Genomic DNA, 18004 nt, shown 5'->3' with positions numbered 1-18004 from the left:
ATTTCTGCGATTGAGGTGGGGCGTCGCGCGTGTCGCGCAGACCCCGGTCGTCGGCATGTGGGGTGACGCGCGCGGAGTCGCCACCGGCGGCTCAGCCCAGCGCGGCCTCGACCTCGTCGCGGGTACGCACGAATGCGTCTCGCAGAGCGGCCGGGTCCGGCCCCGCGCGGAGCACGCCGCGGGAACTGGCGGGCAGCACCCAGGCTGGATCGGCCCCGTCGAACACGATCGGCAGGTCCGCGGGAGTGGCGCCCTGGGCGCCCAGGCCGGGCGCCAGGATCGGGCCGCGCAGATCGGCCAGATCCAGGCCGTGCTCGCGCGTGGCCCCGACGACCAGACCGACCGTCGCCGTACCGTCGGCGTTCTCGGCCGCAGCGGCGTCGACGATCGACTGTGCGACCGTCCGCTCCCCCGCCCGCGCCCGCTGGATGTCGCCGCCCTCCGGATTCGACGTCCGCGCCAGCACGAAGACCCCCCGCTCGCCGTGACGCGCGAGATCGAGTGCCGGGCGCAGGGATTCGTATCCCAGGTAGGGCGATGCGGTCACCGAGTCGGCGCACAGCGGCGAGGACTCGGACAGCCAGGCCTGCGCGTAGGCGGCCATCGTCGATCCGATGTCCCCGCGTTTGGCGTCGGCGATGACGAGTGCCCCGGCGTCACGGCAGCCGGCGACGACGCGTTCGAGGACGGCGAAACCCGCGGCCCCGAACGGCTCGAAGAACGCGATCTGGGGCTTGATGACGGCCGCCACCGGACCCAGCGCCTCGACGCAGGCGTCGGCGAACACCGACAGTCCGTCGATGTCCACCGACAGGCCCCACTCCTCGAGCAGCGCCGCGTGTGGATCGATCCCCGCGCACAGACGCCCGCGCTCGGCGACCGCCCGTGTGTAGCGGCCACCGAACCCGGACGCGTCGGTCACGACCGGCCGGCCAGGTCGGCGTGGCGGTTCTGCAGTGACCGCACCCCGATGTCGCCGGTCATCGCGGCTTCGATGCCCTGCACGGCGGCTGAGGCCCCCTGCACCGTGGTGATGCACGGGATGTTCACCGACACCGCGGCGCTGCGGATCTCGTAGCCGTCGACGCGCGGACCCGAATTGCCGTACGGGGTGTTGATGACCATCGTCACCTCGCCGGCGCGGATGATGTCGACGATCGTGCGCTGCCCCTCGGCCGCCTCGAAGTGCTTGCGCACCGTCTCGCACTTGATCCCGTTGCGGCGCAACACGTCCGCGGTCCCCTCGGTCGCCAGGATGTCGAATCCGAGGTCGGCGAGGTGCTTGACCGGGAAGATCAGCGCGCGCTTGTCCTTGTTCGCCACCGACACGAAGATCGCGCCGCCGGTCGGCAGGGAGCCGTAGGCGGCGGTCTGCGACTTGGCGAACGCGCGGCCGAAGTCCGCGTCGATCCCCATCACCTCACCGGTCGACTTCATCTCGGGGCTCAGCAGGTTGTCGACCCCGCTGCCGTCGTGACGCCGGAAGCGGTTGAACGGCAGGACCGCTTCTTTCACCGAGACCGGAGCCGTCGCGGGCGCCTCTCCGCCGTCGCCGGTGGCGGGCAGGATGCCCTGCTCCCGCAGGTCGGCGATCGACGCGCCGAGCATGACCCGCGCGCACGCCTTCGCCAGGGGCACCGCGGTCGCCTTCGAGACGAACGGGACCGTCCGGCTCGCACGCGGGTTGGCCTCGAGCACGTAGAGGATGTCGTCCTTCAGCGCGTACTGGACGTTCAGCAACCCCTTCACGCCGATGCCCTTGGCCAGCGCCTCGGTCGAGGTCCGCACCATCTCGAGGTCGGCGCGCCCGAGGGTCACCGGCGGCAGCGCACACGCCGAGTCGCCGGAGTGGATACCGGCCTCCTCGATGTGCTCCATCACGCCGCCGATGTAGACCTCGTCACCGTCGCACAGGGCGTCGACGTCGATCTCCACCGCGTCCTCGAGGAACCGGTCGACCAGCACCGGGTGATCCGGGGTCAGCTCGGTCGCGCGAGAGATGTAGTCCTCCAGGGACTTCTCGTCGTAGACGATCTCCATGCCGCGGCCGCCGAGGACATACGACGGCCGGACGAGCACCGGGTAGCCGATCCGCCCCGCGGTCTCCCTTGCCTCGTCGAAGCTCGTCGCGGTACCGAACGCCGGGGCCGGGAGCCCTGCCTCGGTCAGCACCTTCCCGAACTCGCCACGATCCTCGGCGAGGTCGATGGCGGCCGGGCTGGTGCCGACGATCGGCACGCCCGCCTCCTCCAGACGATGTGCGAGACCGAGTGGCGTCTGGCCGCCGAGCTGCACGATGACACCTTCGACGGTGCCCGACTGCGATTCGGCGTGGTAGACCTCGAGCACGTCCTCGAAGGTCAGCGGCTCGAAGTAGAGACGGTCGGCGGTGTCGTAGTCGGTGGACACCGTCTCCGGATTGCAGTTGACCATGACGGTCTCGTATCCGGCGTCGGACAGCGTGAGCGCTGCGTGCACACACGAGTAGTCGAACTCGATGCCCTGCCCGATGCGGTTGGGACCCGAGCCGAGGATCAGCACCTTGGGCCGGTCGGGCTGCGGGGCGATCTCGCTGGTCGCGCCGGGGTCGAGTTCGTAGCTCGAGTAGTGGTACGGCGTCTTCGCCTCGAACTCGGCCGCGCAGGTGTCCACGGTCTTGTAGACCGGCCGCACACCGAGCCCGATCCGGTGGGCGCGGACAGCCGCTTCGTCGGCGAAGTCCGAACGCAGAGCGGCGATCTGACGGTCGGAGAAGCCGGTGGACTTGGCTTCGCGCAGCAGCGTCTCGTCCAGGGTGTCGGCATCGCGGATCTCCGCGCCGAGCGCGGCGATCCCGCCGATCTCGGCGAGGAACCACGGATCGATGGCGGTGGCCTCGTAGAGGTCCTCGATCGTCGCGCCGGCCTCGAAGGCGAGCATCAGCTTGTACAGCCGGCCGTCCCGCGGTGTCTTGACGTCCTCGAGCAGCGCGGCGAGGTCGACGGTGGACGGATCGGGCCGGTTAGGCTCGGCCCAGAAACCGCCGGCCTTCGTCTCCAGCGACCGCATGACCTTGCCGAGGGCCTCGGCGAAGCTGCGACCGAGGCTCATGGCCTCGCCGACCGACTTCATCGTGGTGGTGAGGGTGTCGTCGGCACCGGGGAACTTCTCGAACGCGAACCGCGGGGCCTTGACCACGACGTAGTCGAGCGTCGGCTCGAAGCAGGCCGGGGTCTCCTTGGTGATGTCGTTGACGATCTCGTCGAGGCTGTACCCGATGGCGAGCTTCGCGGCGATCTTGGCGATCGGGAAACCGGTGGCCTTCGACGCCAGCGCCGACGACCGCGACACCCGCGGGTTCATCTCGATGACGACGAGGCGGCCGTCGCGCGGGTCCTGGGCGAACTGGATGTTGCAGCCACCGGTGTCCACACCGACCTCGCGCAGGATGTCGATCGAGAGATCGCGCATGATCTGGTACTCGCGGTCGGTCAACGTCATCGCCGGGGCGACGGTCACCGAATCGCCGGTGTGGACGCCGACCGGGTCGAGGTTCTCGATCGAGCAGACGACCACCACGTTGTCGCGGTTGTCGCGCATGAGCTCGAGCTCGTATTCCTTCCACCCGAGGATCGACTGCTCGATGAGGACGTTCGCCGTCGGCGAGGCGGCGAGACCGCCGCCGGCGATCCGGTCGAGATCCTCGTCGTCGTAGGCCATCCCCGAGCCCAGGCCGCCCATGGTGAACGACGGGCGCACGACGACCGGGAACCCGAGTTCGGCGACGGTGTCGCGGACCTCGTCCATCGTGTGACAGACGCGCGACCGCGCGCTCTCCCCGCCGACCTTCTCGACGATGTCCTTGAACATCTGCCGGTCCTCGCCGCGCTGGATGGCGTCGAAGTCGGCGCCGATCAGCTCGATGCCGTACTTCTCCAGCGAGCCGCGGTCATGCAGGGCGACGGCGGTGTTCAGGGCCGTCTGACCGCCGAGGGTCGCGAGGACGGCGTCGATCGGGTGTCCGGCGTCGCGCTCGGCCTCGATGACCTTCTCCACGTACTCGGCCGTGATCGGCTCGATGTAGGTGGCGTCGGCGAACTCCGGGTCGGTCATGATCGTGGCCGGGTTGGAGTTCACCAGGCTGACCCGCAGGCCCTCGGCCTTGAGCACTCGGCACGCCTGGGTGCCGGAGTAGTCGAACTCACAGGCCTGACCGATGACGATCGGCCCGGACCCGATGACCAGGACGTGGTTGATGTCTTCGCGGCGCGGCATCAGGCACTCGCTCCTTGCTCACGGTCGCCCTCGAGCAGGGTGACGAACTTGTCGAACAGATACGCGGCATCGTGCGGGCCGGCGGCCGCCTCCGGGTGGTACTGCACGGAGTAGGCGCGGCCGGAGAGCAGCTCGACGCCCTCGACCGTGCCGTCGTTGGCGCACACGTGGCTGACCCGCGCGCGGCCGAAGTCGGAGTCGAACTCCTCCCCCGCCTCGCCTTCGAGCGCGAAGCCATGGTTCTGCGAGGTGATCGAGACCTTGCCGGTGGCGTGGTCGACGACCGGGATGTTGATGCCCCGGTGCCCGAACTTCATCTTGTAGGTCGAGCGGCCCAGCGCGCGGCCGAGGATCTGGTTGCCGAAGCAGATGCCGAACAACGGGATGTCCCGGCCGAGGACCCCGCGGGTCAGTTCGACGATGTCGTCGGCGGTGGCCGGGTCGCCGGGACCGTTCGAGAGGAAGACCCCGTCGGGCTTGAGGTCGGCGATGGCGTCGAGCGCGACGGTCGCCGGCACGACGTGGGTGCGGACACCCCGTTCGGCGAACATCCGCGGCGTGTTCGTCTTGATTCCCAGATCGATCGCGGCCACCGTGAAGCGGTGCTGGTCGAGCGGTTCGACGACGTAGCCGCGGTCGGTGGTGACCTCGTCGGCCAGCCGGGCGCCCTTCATGTCCGGCTGGTTGCGGACGCGGGCGACGAGTTCGTCGGTGCCGGCCAGGGCCGGACCGGAGAAGATACCGGCCTTCATCGACCCGTGATCGCGCAGGATGCGGACCACGGTGCGGGTGTCGATGCCACCGATCCCGACGATGCCCTGACGGTCCAGCTCCTCCTCGAGGGAGGTCGTCGCGCGCCAGTTGGAGACGCGTCGGGTGGGGTTCCGCACGGCGTAGCCCGCCACCCAGATCTTGCCCGAATCACCGTCGACGCCGGTGCTGCCGGCGCTACCGGTGCTCTCGCCGTCCTCGGTGTTCCAGCCGGTGTTGCCGATCTGCGGCGCGGTGGCCACCACGATCTGGCGGTGGTAACTCGGGTCGGTCAGGGTTTCTTGATAGCCGGTCATCGCGGTGCAGAACACCGCCTCGCCAAGGGTCTCGCCGACTGCGCCGTAGCTCCGGCCGGTGAACACCTGACCGTTCTCCAGCACCAAGACCGCTGTGTTCATTCCTGTGCCCCTTGTTCCTGTGGCCCATGTCCACTGTCATGCGGCCCGGCGAAGGCGTTCACCCAGCCGGGGTAGATCGATTTGTCGTCGGCGCGCAGCCCGGAGTCGATCTCGGTGCCGCTGGGCAGGACCCAGCGGATCGCGAGGACGCCGTCGGCGGTCATCACCTTGCCGGCGATACCGCGCTCGGTCCGGACCACGGTGACCGACTCGCGCGGAATCCAGATGTCACTCGCGCCCTGGCGCGCGATGAGGATGCCCGTCTCGAATTCGGTCAGCACCGACGATGCGCGGTCACCGATGTCCCCGACGGTCACCCGGTTCTGCCAGCTCGGCGCGATGGTGCTGCCGAGGTAGAGGCCGGTATCTGGACCTCTGAGCACCGCACCCGGGTCGGCGGGGATCGTCGGCAGGTCACCGATGACGTCCGTCTGCGCCGCGGTCTTCTTCCGGTTCCCCGTCGCCAGCAGGTAGAACACCGAGATCACCCCGATGGCCAGAAGTGCGACGACGCCGATGAACCACGCGTTGAAGACGATTTTGCCGTATCCGAGAAACGAGGCGATCACCGAGGCGACCACCAGCACCGCGAGGACCACCGGGATCAGTCCGCGCCTGGGCCTCGTGGTCATCGGGTCACCTGCCCATCGCGGGCGGTGACCACGCCGCGCAGCACGGTTGCGGTGACGGTGGCGGGCATGGTCATCGTCTCGAACGGGGTGTTGGCCGACAGGCTCGCCAGGTCGGGACCGTGCACCACCCACGACGTGTCCGGATCGACGACGGCCAGGTTGGCCGGCTCGCCCACCTCGATCGGGCGGCCCTGATCGGTGAGTTCGACGATCTGCGCGGGCCGCTCGCTCATGACGCGCGCGACGCCGCGCCAGTCGAGCAGCCCGGGCTTCACCAGGGTCTCCACGATGATCGGCAGCGCGGTCTGCAAGCCGAGCATCCCCGGCTTGGCCTGGGCGAACTCGCAGCACTTTTCCTGGGCGGCGTGCGGGGCGTGGTCGGTGGCCACACAGTCGACGATCCCCTCGGCCAGCGCCTGCCGCAGCGCCTCCTTGTCGCGGACCTCGCGCAGGGGCGGATTCACCTTGTTCACCGGGTCGTACGTCTCCAGCCGGGAGTCGTCGAGGAGCAGATGGTGCGGCGTCACCTCGGCGGTGATCGCGATGCCCTGGTCCTTGGCCCACCGCAGCAGTTCGACGGTGCCCTCCGTGGATGCGTGGCAGATGTGGATACGCGCCCCGGCATCGCGCGCGAGCAGGGCGTCGCGGATGACGATGGACTCCTCGGCGGCGCGCGGCCAGCCCGCCAGACCGAGACGCGAGGCCGTCGGCCCCTCGTTGGCCACGGCACCGATGGTCAGCCGCGGCTCCTCCGCGTGTTGGGCGATCAGGACGCCGAGCCCGGTCGCATACTCCAGCGCGCGGCGCATCAGGAGCGGATCGTCGACGCACTTGCCGTCGTCGCTGAACATCCGCACTCCGGCGGCGCCGGCGGCCATCATGCCCATCTCGGCGAGTTGCTTGCCCGCGAGACCGACGGTCACGGCGCCGACGGGGTACACGTCGACGAGCCCGACCTCGCGTCCGGACCGCCACACGTTGTCGGTGACGGTGGAGTTGTCGGCCACCGGGCTGGTGTTGGCCATCGCGAAGACGGCGGTGTAACCGCCGAGCGCCGCGGCCGCCGAGCCCGAGCGGATCGTCTCGGTGTCCTCGCGACCGGGCTCCCGCAGGTGGGTGTGGAGGTCGACGAACCCGGGCAGCAGCACGCCACCCTTGCCGTCGATGACCTCGGTGCCCTCGGAAGCGGTGACCGCGGAACCGATCTCGGTGATCACGCCGTCGACGACGAGAACGTCGATCGGGTCTCCCTCGCCGTATGGGCGGACGGCTCTGATGAGAACGGATCCGGTCGGCGGTACGGATCCGGTGGTGGCGCTCACTGTCGGAACTCCTGAGGCGGTGTGGTGGGGGTTCATCGGTGGTGGTGGGTCATAGGTGGGCTCCCGCGGAATCGGAACCGACGAGCAGCCGGAACAGGACCGCCATCCGCACGTGCACGCCGTTGCGGACCTGTTCGAGCACGGTCGCCTTCGGCGAATCGGCCACCGAGTAGCCGATCTCCATGCCGCGCAGCATCGGTCCGGGATGCAGGACCACCGCGTCGTCGTGCAGCAACCCCAGACGCCGGTCGTTGAGCCCGAACCGGACCGAGTATTCCCGGGCGCTCGGGAAGAACCCACCGTTCATTCGCTCGGCCTGGACGCGGAGCATCATCACGGCGTCGACCGCGGGGAGTTCGGCGTCGAGACTGCCGGACACGCTGACCGGCCACTGGTCGACGCCCACCGGCAGCAGGGTCGGGGGCGCGACGAGCACGACCTCGGCACCGAGTGTCGACAACAGATGTGCGTTCGACCGCGCGACGCGGGAATGGATGATGTCGCCGACGATCGCGATGCGCCTGCCCTCGAGCGACCCGAGCCGCTGACGCAGCGTGAGCGCATCGAGGAGTGCCTGCGTGGGATGCTCGTGGGTCCCGTCACCGGCGTTGATCACCGCGGGGCCGTCGCCGTCGGGCGTCGTCGTCCAGTCGGCGATCTGGGCCGGCGCACCCGAGGCAGGGTGCCGGACGATCAGCGCGTCGGCGCCCGCCGCGTGCAGGGTCTTGGCGGTGTCGCGCAGCGACTCCCCTTTGCCCGCAGAGGAACTCGAGGCGCTGACGTTGATGACGTCGGCGCTCATCCACTTCCCCGCGACCTCGAAGGAGACCCGGGTGCGGGTCGAGTTCTCGTAGAACACGGTCATCACCGTGCGCCCGCGCAGTGTCGGCAGCTTGCGCACCTCGCGTCCGGTGAGGGCCTGTTCGAAACGCTCGGCGTCGTCGAGGAGGGCGGTGGCATCGTCGCGGCTGAGGCCTTGCGTCGACAGCAGATGCCGCATCACGAATCACTCTCCGCCGCAGCCGAACTCGACGCCGACGCGAGGACGACCTCGTCGATGCCGTCATGCTCGACGAGATGAACCGAGACCTGCTCGTCGCGGGCCGTGGGGATGTTCTTGCCGACATAGTCTGCGCGCAACGGGAGTTCGCGGTGGCCGCGGTCGACGAGGACCGCGAGCTGCACGGCCGCGGGACGGCCGAGATCACGCAGGGCGTCGAGCGCGGCGCGGACCGTCCGCCCGGAGTAGAGGACATCGTCGACGAGGATCACGATGGCGTTGTCGACGCCGCCGGCCGGGACCATCGTCCGCTCCAGCGGACGATGCGGCTTACCGCGCAGATCGTCGCGGTACAGCGTGATGTCGAGGTAACCCACCGGTACGTCGACGCCCGCGAACTCACCGATCTTGCCACCCAGCCGGGTGGCGAGAGATGTTCCGCGAGTGGGAATTCCGATAAGAACGACGCGGGGTGCGTCGGGCGAGTCCAGAGCAGTCTTCTCGATCACCTGGTGTGCGACACGAGCAATCGTGCGCGACACGTCAGCGGCATCGAGCAGCACCCTGGGAGCGGGGCTGGCCAAGGCCGACCTCCTTCTCCGCCTCGCAGGACGGATCGTTAAAGGATGTCTGTCTCGCGACACTCTACACCGGGCGGCGACGCGGACGAATTCCCGCGACGTACGCCACACCCGGTGCGGATCAGTTCTGCTCCGGCCGTCCCGGTGCGGGCTCGGTGGCCGCGGCCGCTCTCACCTGCGGAGCGAGTTCGGCGATCTTGGCCAGCACCCCGTTGACGAAGGCCGGCGAGTCGTCGGTGGAGAGTTCCTTGGCGAGTTCGACCGCTTCGTCGACGACCACGATCGTGTCGACGTCGAGCGAGTTGAACAGCTCCCAGGTCGCCAGCCGCATGATCGCGCGGTCGACCGCCGGGAGTCGTTCCAGGGTCCAGTCCCGCAGGTAGGACGAGATGACCGCGTCGACCTGAGACTGGTCCTCGGCGAGTCCCTGGATCACGGTCGCGGTGTAGTCGTGGATCGAGCCGACGCTCTCGTCCGAACGGACGTACTCACGACGTTCGGTGACGAGCTGCGCGGGACTCACTCCCTTGGCCTCGGCCTCGAAGAGCAGGTCCACCGCGCGGCGCCGCGCCTTGTGTCGGGTTCCGGGTTGCTTCACAGGTCAGGAGTTGACGCGGCCGAGATAGCTGCCGTCACGCGAGTCGACCTTGAGCTTGTCGCCGGTGTTGATGAACAGCGGCACCTGGATCTCGGCTCCGGTCTCCAGCGTGGCCGGCTTGGTGCCGCCGGTGGAACGATCGCCCTGGAGTCCGGGATCGGTCTGGGCCACGATCAGCTCGACGGTGACCGGCAGCTCGACGAACAGCGGGTTGCCCTCGTTCAGCGACACCTGCACGGTCATGTTCTCGAGCAGGAAACGCGCGCCGTCGCCGACGGTGGCCGGCGGCAGGGAGAACTGCTCGTAGTCCTGCGCGTCCATGAACACGTAGTCGGTGCCGTCGTTGTAGAGGAAGGTCATGTCGCGACGGTCGACGGTGGCGGTCTCGACCTTGACACCGGCGTTGAAGGTCTTGTCGACGGTCTTGCCGCTCAGCACGTTCTTGATCTTGGTGCGCACGAACGCGGGCCCCTTGCCCGGCTTGACGTGCTGGAACTCCTGGATCTGCCAGAGCTGGTCGTCCATGCGCAGCACGAGGCCGTTCTTGAAATCGGCGGTGGATGCCATGTGGTATTCGTTCCCTTGCAGTCAGATGACGGTGAATGTCTTGTCGGTGGCGGTCAGCAGGTCGGGGTCGCCGTCGGTGACCACCAGGGTGTCCTCGATCCGGACCCCGCCCCATCCGGGCAGGTAGACACCGGGCTCCACGGTGACCGCAGCACCGCATGGCAGTGTACCCGCCGCCAGTTTGCCGATTCCCGGCGCTTCGTGGATCTGCAACCCCACCCCGTGGCCGAGACCGTGCACGTAGTGCTCCCCGTGACCGGCGTGGTCGATGACGTCCCGCGCCGCCGCGTCGACCGCCCGGAGGTCGGCGCCGGGTGTCAGCGCCGCCCGGCCCGCGGCCTGCGCGGTCGCGACGAGCTCGTAGAGGTCACGCTGCCACGACGCGGCACGCCGCAGGACGAAGGTCCTCGTCATGTCCGAGTGGTACCCGCCGACGACCGAGCCGAAGTCGATCTTGACGAGGTCGCCGTCGGCCAGTGCGGTGTGCGTCGGCCGGTGATGAGGAATCGCCGAGTGGGCGCCGGCCGCCACGATGGTCTCGAACGCGATCCCGTCGGCGCCGAGGCGATACATCTCCCACTCGAGGGCACGCGCGACCTCGCGTTCGGTCGTCCCGGCCCGCAGGACGCCGCCGGCGATGATCTGCGCCAGGGCCGCATCCCCGATCGCGCACGCCGCCCGGAGCAGCTCGATCTCCCCCGGTTCCTTGACCGCGCGCAGGTTCTGCACGAGACCGGTCGTGCTGACGAGTTCGATCCCGGAGTCCCCCAGGGCAGCGGACAGCGCTCGGTGTCCGGCCACGGTCTCGGTGTCGGCTTCGAAGCCGACGCGACCGGCCCCGGTGGCCCGGGCGTGGTCGACGAGGGCACGTGCCGCCGCGCGTTCGATGATCGGCTCGACGTCGGGCACCTGCTCGGCGACCTGGGTGAGATACCGGCCGTCGGTGGCGATCCGGTCACCCGCCGGGTCGTCCACATCGATCAGCACCGCGGCGTTGGAACCGGTGAAACCGGTCAGATAGCGGACGTTGACGAGATCGGAGACGACGAGGAACGAGACCGGGTCGTCCGCGGTTCGCAGTTCGGTACGCAGCCGGGCGCGACGGCCGGCCGTGTCGTGGTTGATCGGCACCCCCGCCACGCTACGGCGGGCGCCCGAACCGTGCGAACCCGACCACTTCGACCAGGTGTGTCCGCTGTCACCACCGCCGTGCGTAAGATGACGCGCATGTCTTCGTGGTTGGTGCGCGGTCTGACGATGACCGCCGTTCACGTCCTCGCCCGGGTGCTGCTCGGATTCGCAGTGGTCCAGGCGCCGCTGAACTCCACCGTCTGGCGCACCATCGCGATCGCGGTCGTCGTCCTCATCGCCCTGGTGTGGGGCGGCTACGACGGTATCCGCGACGCCCGCGCGAACCCGGACCCGGACGACTACGAGGACCTCACCGTGCGCTGGCTGCAGGCCGGCGTCCTGGCCGGTGTCCTCGCCGGACTGATCTCGTGGATCCTCGGCACCGTCGTCCTCGCCGGGATCGGCCAGGCCAGCCTGTTCGTCGAACTCATCGCCGGTGCGTCGTTCACCGCGCTGCTCGTCTTCGTCCCGGCCTTCGTCGGTGCGGCGATCGGCCGTTTCCTCGTCCGGCGCGACCAGAACAAGGGTGCTGCCGACGACGACTGGTCGGTCCACGAGGACCGTTCGCACCACGGGGACGGCACCCCCTCCGACGCGGATGCGCCGACCCAGCGTATTCGCTGAGCCCCAGGAAAGAGCCGCGCGTGCGAGTGGCCGAATCTGTGCTCCCTGAGGTGCGAGCGAAGCGAGCCACGAAGGGGCTCGCAAGGCGCCTCAACAGGCCCTTCGTGGCTCGTCGCTATCGCTCCTCACACCTGAGGGACCAATGGATGTGTGGCTCTTTCGGATCAGGGAGCAGTGATTCGGTACAGGCCTTCGCCTCAGAGCAGCACCGACGTGCTCTTCGCCGCCGGGCCACCGGCCACCGCCGAGTAGGCCGCCGCGATGAGACCGGGGTCGGGCCCCTCGAGGCGTCCGGGCTTGGCGAGTCCGTCGAGCACGACGAAACGCAGGACGCCGGAACGGTTCTTCTTGTCCCCCGCCATGCCCTGTAGGAGATCGGCGAACGCGTCGGGGTCGTAGGTCGTCGGGAGCCCCACGAGATCCAAAATGGACTTGTGCCGATCCGCGGTCGCGTCGTCGAGGCGCCCGGCCAGGCGCGAGAGCTCGGCGGCGAACACCAGCCCGACCGACACGGCCGCGCCGTGACGCCACCGGTAGCGCTCCCGACGCTCGATCGCATGTCCCAGGGTATGGCCGTAGTTGAGGATCTCGCGGAGCGACGACTCCTTCAGATCGGCCGACACCACATCCGCCTTGACCTGGACCGAGCGCCGGATGAGATCGGGAAGCACCGGCGACGTCGGATCGAGGGCGGCGTCGGGATCGGCCTCGATGATGTCGAGGATCGTGGGATCGGCGATGAACCCGGTCTTGATGACCTCGGCGAGTCCGGCGACGATCTCGTTGCGCGGGACGGTCTCCAAGGTGCCGGTGTCGATGAGCACGGCGTCGGGCTCGTGGAACGACCCGACGAGGTTCTTCCCCGCCTCGGTGTTGATGCCGGTCTTGCCCCCGACGGCGGCGTCGACCATCGCCAGCAGCGTCGTCGGGATGTGGATGACCCCGATCCCGCGCATCCAGGTGGCCGCGACGAAGCCGGCGAGATCGGTGGCGGCGCCACCGCCGAGGCTGATGACCTTGTCGTTGCGCTTGAGACCGATCCGGCCGAAGACCTCCCAGCAGAAGGACGCGACCGACAGGTCCTTACCGGCCTCCGCGTCCGGGATCTCCACGCGATGGGCGTCGAATCCCTTGCCCGCCAGATACTCTCGCACCTGCTCGGCAGTCTTGGCCAGCGGCGGTTGATACAGGATCGCGATGCGGTCGGCGCCCTGGGCCGCGGCGGCCACCTCGCCGAGGAGTCCCCGGCCGATGGTCACGTCGTAGGGCGCGCCGGCGTTGACCCGGATGGCGATGGGTTCGGATTCAGACATTCTCGGCTTCCTCACATCAGTTCGCGGGCGAGTCGGACGACGACGGCGTCGGCAACCGTGTCGGGATCGGCATCAGCATCGACGTCGAAGGTGGACACCGCCTCGTAGACGGCCGTCCGCCCGGCCAGCAGTTCGGCATATCGGGCGGCGGGATCCGCGGTCGCCAGTAGCGGACGGTCGGTTCCGGACACCCGCTCGTATCCGCGCTCGGGCGTGACCCGGAGGTACACGACGCGCTGGTCGGCCAGGGCTTCCCGGACGCCGGGGGTCGTCACCGCCCCGCCGCCGAGCGACACCACCCCACCGTGGTTGTCCAGGACGTCGGTGACGACGTTCTCCTCGATCGTCCGGAACGCCTCGACACCATCGGATTCGAAGATCTCCGGGATGCTGCGTCCGGTGCGGCGGACGAGCTCGACATCGGTGTCGATGAAGTCGACGCCGAGCCGATCGGCGAGCACGCGACCGACCGTGGACTTACCCGCCCCCATGAAACCGATCAGCACGGCCGCCGGACGCCGCCCCGTCGTCGCACGCGTCGGGGTCGGTGGCGTCGGGGGCTGGGTCATGCCCGAGGCGGACGCGCGTCGACGGCGGCCTGGTAGGCGGCGAGGTTCGCGGCGGTCTCGCCGACCGAGTCGCCGCCGAACTTCTCGAGGGCGGCCTGGGCCACGACGAGTGCGACCATCGCCTCCGCGACCACTCCCGCCGCGGGCACGGCGCAGACGTCGGAACGCTGGTGGATCGCGCTGGCCGTCTCCCCCGTCGACATGTCGATCGTCGACAGTGCGCGAGGCACGGTCGAGATCGGCTTCATGGCGATGCGCACGCGCAGGTCCTCGCCGTTGGTCATGCCGCCCTCGAGCCCGCCCGCGCGGTTGGTCGAGCGCAGGACGCCGTCGGCACCGGGCACCATCTCGTCGTGGGCTTCGCTGCCGCGCCGGCGGGCGGTGGTGAAGCCGTCCCCCACCTCGACGCCCTTGATGGCCTGGATGCCCATGAGCGCGGCCGCGAGCTTCGCATCCAGGCGGGTCTCACCGCTCACGTGCGAGCCGAGACCGACCGGCACCCCGGTCGCGACGATCTCGACGACACCGCCGAGGGTGTCGCCGTCCTTCTTCGCCGCCTCGATCTCGGCGATCATCGACTTCTCGGCGTCGGCGTCGAAGGCGCGGACCGGGCTGGCGTCGATGGCCTCGAGGTCGGAGATGCGCGGCGGCGGGCCCACATAGGGATCGCTCGCGCCGATCGAGATGACGTGGGAGACCACGTCGATGCCGAGCACCTGACGGAGGAAGTTGCGGGCCACCGTGCCCGCCGCGACGCGGGCCGCGGTCTCTCGCGCGCTGGCACGTTCGAGCACCGGGCGGGCGTCGTCGAAGCCGTACTTGAGCATGCCGGAGTAGTCGGCGTGGCCGGGCCGGGGACGGGTCAGCGGTGCGTTGCGGGCGCTGCCCTCGAGCTCGGCCTCGTCCACCGGGTCGGCGGCCATCACCGTCTCCCATTTGGGCCACTCGGTGTTGCCGATCTCGATGGCGACCGGACCGCCCATGGTCTGGCCGTGGCGGACCCCGCCGAGCACGGTGACCTTGTCGGCCTCGAACTTCATCCGCGCTCCGCGGCCGTAGCCGAGCCGGCGGCGAGCCAGTTGCTCTCCGATGTCGGACGAGGTGACCTCGACACCGGCCACCATGCCCTCGACGATGGCGACCAGGGCGGGACCGTGGGATTCTCCGGCAGTTATCCAGCGCAACACAGTGGTCGATTGTTCCATGCGGCCGTGCCCCGGCCGACGGCGGCGCCGCCGAATCACGGGTAGCACGCGTCACAGCAGACCGGCGACGACGATCGTCGCGCCGACGAGCGCCGGCCCGTGCGGATGCGAGGCGGCGCCGGGCTGCTCCCGGCGAGCCACGCGGTCGGCGACCACCACTCCCACCGCGACGAGCGAGGCGAGCGCCACGACGAGAAGCGCGGCGTCCCAGCGCAGGGCGAGCGCACCGCACGCCGCGGCGAGCTTGACGTCCCCGCCGCCGCACCACCGCTTCCCGAACGCCAGCACATACGGGATCGCGGCCGTCAGCACGGCCACCGCCGCCGCCGGGTGGACCACGCACGCGCCCATCGCACCGCAGACCCCCGGCCAGACGAGCGCATTCGGGATCCGACGGGTCTCGGCGTCGGTCACCGCGACGACCGACAGCCACACCAGGATTGCGCACTCGCCCATCCGCCGAGCATGTCGCGGCATCGACGTGTCACCGCACAGCTCTCCACAAGACGGGCGTCCTGTGGACGGGCCCCGAACGCCATGGCCGTCAGCCGGCGGTGAGGGCCTCGATCATCACCTCGCGCGGTGCGGGGAGCCCGGTGAAGAGTTCGACCTGCCGGAACGCCTGGTTGACCAGCATGACGAGACCACCGACGACGGTTCCGCCCGCCGCATCGACCGCCGTCGCGAGAGGCGTCGGCCAGGGGTCGTAGATCACATCCACGACCTTGCGTGCTCGCGCCAGTGTCGATGCCAGTCCCCCGGCCGCCTCGGCGGGCACGGTCGACACGACCACGGCGGAGTCCCGGCACCGGCGGTCCAGGGCCTCGGCGGATTCGAAGGGCAGGATGTCGCCGCTCAGCCCGAGCCGTTCGCAGAGCTCGAGGACGGGCGCGGCGCGTCCGGCGTCACGGGCGACGACCACGATGTCGGTGACGCCCGCGCCGGCGAGCGCCATGATCGTCGGTAGCGCCGTCCCGCCCGCCCCGACGACCACGGCGAGGGGCGTGGCCCCGGACGCGATGTCGGCGCCGACCGCGAGATCGGTGAGCGCACCCGCCATGCCGTCGATGTCGGTGCAGTCGGCGCGCCATCCGGACGGCACCCGCACGAGGGTGTTGGCCGACCCGACCAACTCGGCGCGCTCGGTGCGCTCGGTCGCGAAATCGAGGGCCGCCCTCTTGTTGGGCATGGTGACCGAGAAGCCGATGAAGTCGGCATCGGCGCCGGCCACGATCCGAGGCAGGCGATCGGCGGTGCACTCGATCCGGTCGTATCGCCAGTCGGTGAGGCCCAGCGCCCGGTACGCGGCCAGGTGGACGCGCGGCGAGCGCGAGTGCGTGATCGGCGAACCCAGGACCGCGGCCCGACGGTGAGCGCCGTGCGGGGAGCGGACGTCGGCAGGCACGGTGTTCACAGCGGGCCCACTGGTCACTGACTACATCCCGTGGCCACCAGCTTGTTACGGCAGGCGACCTCGCGATTGCGCTTGTGGTCTTCGAAGGTGTTGGCGAACAGCGTCGTCCCGGCGGTGTCGACCGTGACGAAGTACAGCCAGCCGCCCGGGGCCGGGTCGAGCATCGCCTCGAGGGCCGGTACGCCGACCGCCGCGATCGGCGTCGGCGGCAACCCCTTGTAGCGGTAGGTGTTCCACTCGTTGTCGTTCTTGTAGGCCTCGCCGTGGACGTCGATGTTCGTGATGTCGGCGGTGTAGTTCTGCGTCGAGTCCATCTGCAGCAACTGGTCGCGGTCGAGGCGGTTGCGGATGACCCGCGCCACCTTCGGCGCATCCTCGACGTGACGGACCTCGCGCTCCACGATCGACGCCGCGATCAGGGTCTCGTACGGCTGGAGCCCGGAGTTGTTGCGGTCCAGCAGTCCCCACTGCTCGAACATCGCCCCGCTCTTGGAGATCATCTCCCGCAGGATCTGCGTGGCGGTGTGTTCGGGTTCCACGCGCTCCCAGGTGGTGGGCGCGATCAGTCCTTCGATCCGACGGTGGTCGCCCGTCATCGCGGCGACGTTCTGACGGGCCCACTCGGGTACGCCGAGCTCCTCCGGCGTGGCGTCGGCCGCGGCCTTCTCGAGGTCGGCGACGGTCACCCCCTCCTGCTGCCCGTTGATCGAGACCGACGTCGCGTTCTCGATGAGCTGGAAGATGCCCGGGGTGACCTTGCCGTCGATACCGGTCTTCGAGTCGAGCTGCAGCCCCGGCGGGATGACCACCCGCCCGACCCGGTGCTCGGCTCCGTCGTCGGTCAGCATCTCGACGGCGGTGGTCGCCGGGATCTGGGTGCGCATCTTGTACAGTCCGCCCGACATCGGCTGTCCGCCAGCGGCATCGACGAAGGCGCGCACGCTGCCGACCACGTCGGCGTCGACCAGGATGCGGCCGAAATCGGCGAGTGTGGAGTTGTCCGGGATGTCGACGACCACGTCACCGGCACCGGCGGCGTTGGTGTAGTCCTTGCGCGACTCGAGCAGGCCGGTGGCGCGCACCCCGTAGTAGCCGACACCGGTGATGAGCGCGAGCATGAAGACGATCGCGAGGGCCAGTACCGCGCGACGTTTGCCGCGGCTGCGCGTCCGGCGTGGGGCACGACGCGTGTGCTGATCGGACTCGGTGTCGTCGACCCCGGCCCACCAGTCGTCGTCGGCCTCCTCGACACCCCGGCCGGGTGCCGGGGCGGCCGGAGCGGGGTCGCGGACCGGACGTGCGGTGTCGGCGGGTGGGTCGTATGGCGCGTCGTCGTACGACTCACCCGAGTGGTGCTCCCGCTCGTACCCCGCGGGATCGTAACCGGCGGGGGTGGAACGCATTCGGTCCCTGACCGGCGCCGCGCGATATCCGTCGTCTCGATATCCGTCGTCCCGGGACCTGCGGACCGGCGGCTCCGGGGCGGGCGGACGAGCCATCGTGACGTCGGTGTCCGGCGGCGCCGGGCGCGGTGCGGCCGGCGGCGGGGCCGGCGTCTGTCCCGGCGGGATGCGGACCGGCGTCGCGCGCGGCCGCGGCGTGCCGGGCACCGGACGTGCCTGCTC

Annotated in this window: 17 protein-coding genes; 1 reads left to right on the top strand and 16 read right to left on the bottom strand. The window is 69.8% G+C overall.

Translation table 11 applies throughout. From position 1 onward, the window contains the following. Window positions 1-91 precede the first annotated feature (91 nt). The 10 genes from pyrF to CA982_RS11165 all read right to left on the bottom strand — a co-directional run bounded on the left by pyrF (window position 92) and on the right by CA982_RS11165 (window position 11254). Complete coding sequence (pyrF, locus tag CA982_RS11210; protein WP_086535421.1) at window positions 92-922, bottom strand: orotidine-5'-phosphate decarboxylase; 831 nt, start codon at window positions 920-922, stop codon at window positions 92-94. Next, complete coding sequence (gene carB, locus CA982_RS11205) at window positions 919-4254, bottom strand: carbamoyl-phosphate synthase large subunit (protein WP_086535420.1); 3336 nt, start codon at window positions 4252-4254, stop codon at window positions 919-921. The genes pyrF and carB overlap by 4 nt, the downstream gene beginning before the upstream one ends. Continuing rightward, window positions 4254-5423 carry a glutamine-hydrolyzing carbamoyl-phosphate synthase small subunit gene (gene carA / locus CA982_RS11200; protein ID WP_086535419.1) on the bottom strand — a complete coding sequence of 390 codons (1170 nt, stop codon included), beginning with the start codon at window positions 5421-5423 and terminating at the stop codon, window positions 4254-4256. The genes carB and carA overlap by 1 nt, the downstream gene beginning before the upstream one ends. Then, window positions 5420-6055, bottom strand: a complete 636-nt coding sequence (locus tag CA982_RS11195; protein ID WP_086535418.1) for a PH-like domain-containing protein — start codon at window positions 6053-6055, stop codon at window positions 5420-5422. The genes carA and CA982_RS11195 overlap by 4 nt, the downstream gene beginning before the upstream one ends. Continuing rightward, window positions 6052-7413: a dihydroorotase gene (locus tag CA982_RS11190; RefSeq protein WP_425269070.1), complete on the bottom strand. Its 1362-nt coding sequence runs from the start codon at window positions 7411-7413 to the stop codon at window positions 6052-6054. The genes CA982_RS11195 and CA982_RS11190 overlap by 4 nt, the downstream gene beginning before the upstream one ends. Before the next feature lie 13 nt (window positions 7414-7426). Continuing rightward, window positions 7427-8377 (bottom strand): aspartate carbamoyltransferase catalytic subunit, encoded by a 951-nt coding sequence (locus CA982_RS11185; RefSeq protein ID WP_086535416.1) that lies wholly within the window; start codon window positions 8375-8377, stop codon window positions 7427-7429. After that, window positions 8377-8961, bottom strand: coding sequence for a bifunctional pyr operon transcriptional regulator/uracil phosphoribosyltransferase PyrR (pyrR, locus tag CA982_RS11180; protein ID WP_086535415.1), 585 nt, complete (start codon window positions 8959-8961; stop codon window positions 8377-8379). The genes CA982_RS11185 and pyrR overlap by 1 nt, the downstream gene beginning before the upstream one ends. Window positions 8962-9079: 118 nt before the next feature. Then, window positions 9080-9556 carry a transcription antitermination factor NusB gene (gene nusB, locus CA982_RS11175; RefSeq protein ID WP_086535414.1) on the bottom strand — a complete coding sequence of 159 codons (477 nt, stop codon included), beginning with the start codon at window positions 9554-9556 and terminating at the stop codon, window positions 9080-9082. A 3-nt stretch (window positions 9557-9559) separates the two neighbouring features. Continuing rightward, the gene (gene efp, locus CA982_RS11170; RefSeq protein ID WP_004020880.1) at window positions 9560-10123 is read right to left on the bottom strand and encodes an elongation factor P; all 564 of its coding nucleotides are present in this window, start codon (window positions 10121-10123) and stop codon (window positions 9560-9562) included. 21 nt (window positions 10124-10144) lie between these two features. After that, on the bottom strand, window positions 10145-11254 hold the full coding sequence (locus tag CA982_RS11165; protein WP_086535413.1) for a M24 family metallopeptidase: 1110 nt from the start codon (window positions 11252-11254) through the stop codon (window positions 10145-10147). 96 nt (window positions 11255-11350) lie between these two features. Here CA982_RS11165 and CA982_RS11160 point away from each other — a divergent pair, with 96 nt between their 5' ends. Further along, window positions 11351-11878 (top strand): B-4DMT family transporter, encoded by a 528-nt coding sequence (locus CA982_RS11160; protein WP_086535517.1) that lies wholly within the window; start codon window positions 11351-11353, stop codon window positions 11876-11878. A gap of 197 nt (window positions 11879-12075) precedes the next feature. Here the strand turns inward: CA982_RS11160 and aroB are convergent, their stop codons facing one another. From aroB to mltG, 6 genes are all read right to left on the bottom strand, one after another. Further along, complete coding sequence (aroB, locus tag CA982_RS11155; protein ID WP_086535412.1) at window positions 12076-13191, bottom strand: 3-dehydroquinate synthase; 1116 nt, start codon at window positions 13189-13191, stop codon at window positions 12076-12078. 11 nt (window positions 13192-13202) lie between these two features. Then, window positions 13203-13760, bottom strand: a complete 558-nt coding sequence (locus tag CA982_RS11150) for a shikimate kinase (RefSeq protein ID WP_086535411.1) — start codon at window positions 13758-13760, stop codon at window positions 13203-13205. Further along, entirely contained in the window at window positions 13757-14965 is a 1209-nt protein-coding gene (gene aroC / locus CA982_RS11145; RefSeq protein ID WP_086535410.1) for a chorismate synthase, read from the bottom strand. Before aroC ends, CA982_RS11150 begins: the two co-directional genes overlap by 4 nt. 51 nt (window positions 14966-15016) lie before the next feature. Continuing rightward, window positions 15017-15421: a prepilin peptidase gene (locus tag CA982_RS11140; RefSeq protein ID WP_086535409.1), complete on the bottom strand. Its 405-nt coding sequence runs from the start codon at window positions 15419-15421 to the stop codon at window positions 15017-15019. An 88-nt stretch (window positions 15422-15509) separates the two neighbouring features. Continuing rightward, window positions 15510-16397, bottom strand: a complete 888-nt coding sequence (locus CA982_RS11135; RefSeq protein ID WP_086535408.1) for a shikimate dehydrogenase — start codon at window positions 16395-16397, stop codon at window positions 15510-15512. Continuing rightward, a partial coding sequence (gene mltG / locus CA982_RS11130; RefSeq protein ID WP_425269069.1) for an endolytic transglycosylase MltG occupies window positions 16394-18004 on the bottom strand: 1611 nt, incomplete at its 5' end. The genes mltG and CA982_RS11135, both read right to left, overlap by 4 nt.

Origin of the sequence: Gordonia lacunae (assembly GCF_002149015.1) — a bacterium.
GTDB classification, from domain to species: Bacteria; Actinomycetota; Actinomycetes; order Mycobacteriales; family Mycobacteriaceae; genus Gordonia; species Gordonia lacunae.
Note: the sequence above shows the minus strand (reverse complement) of the source record. Positions and strands in the feature narration are given on the sequence as shown.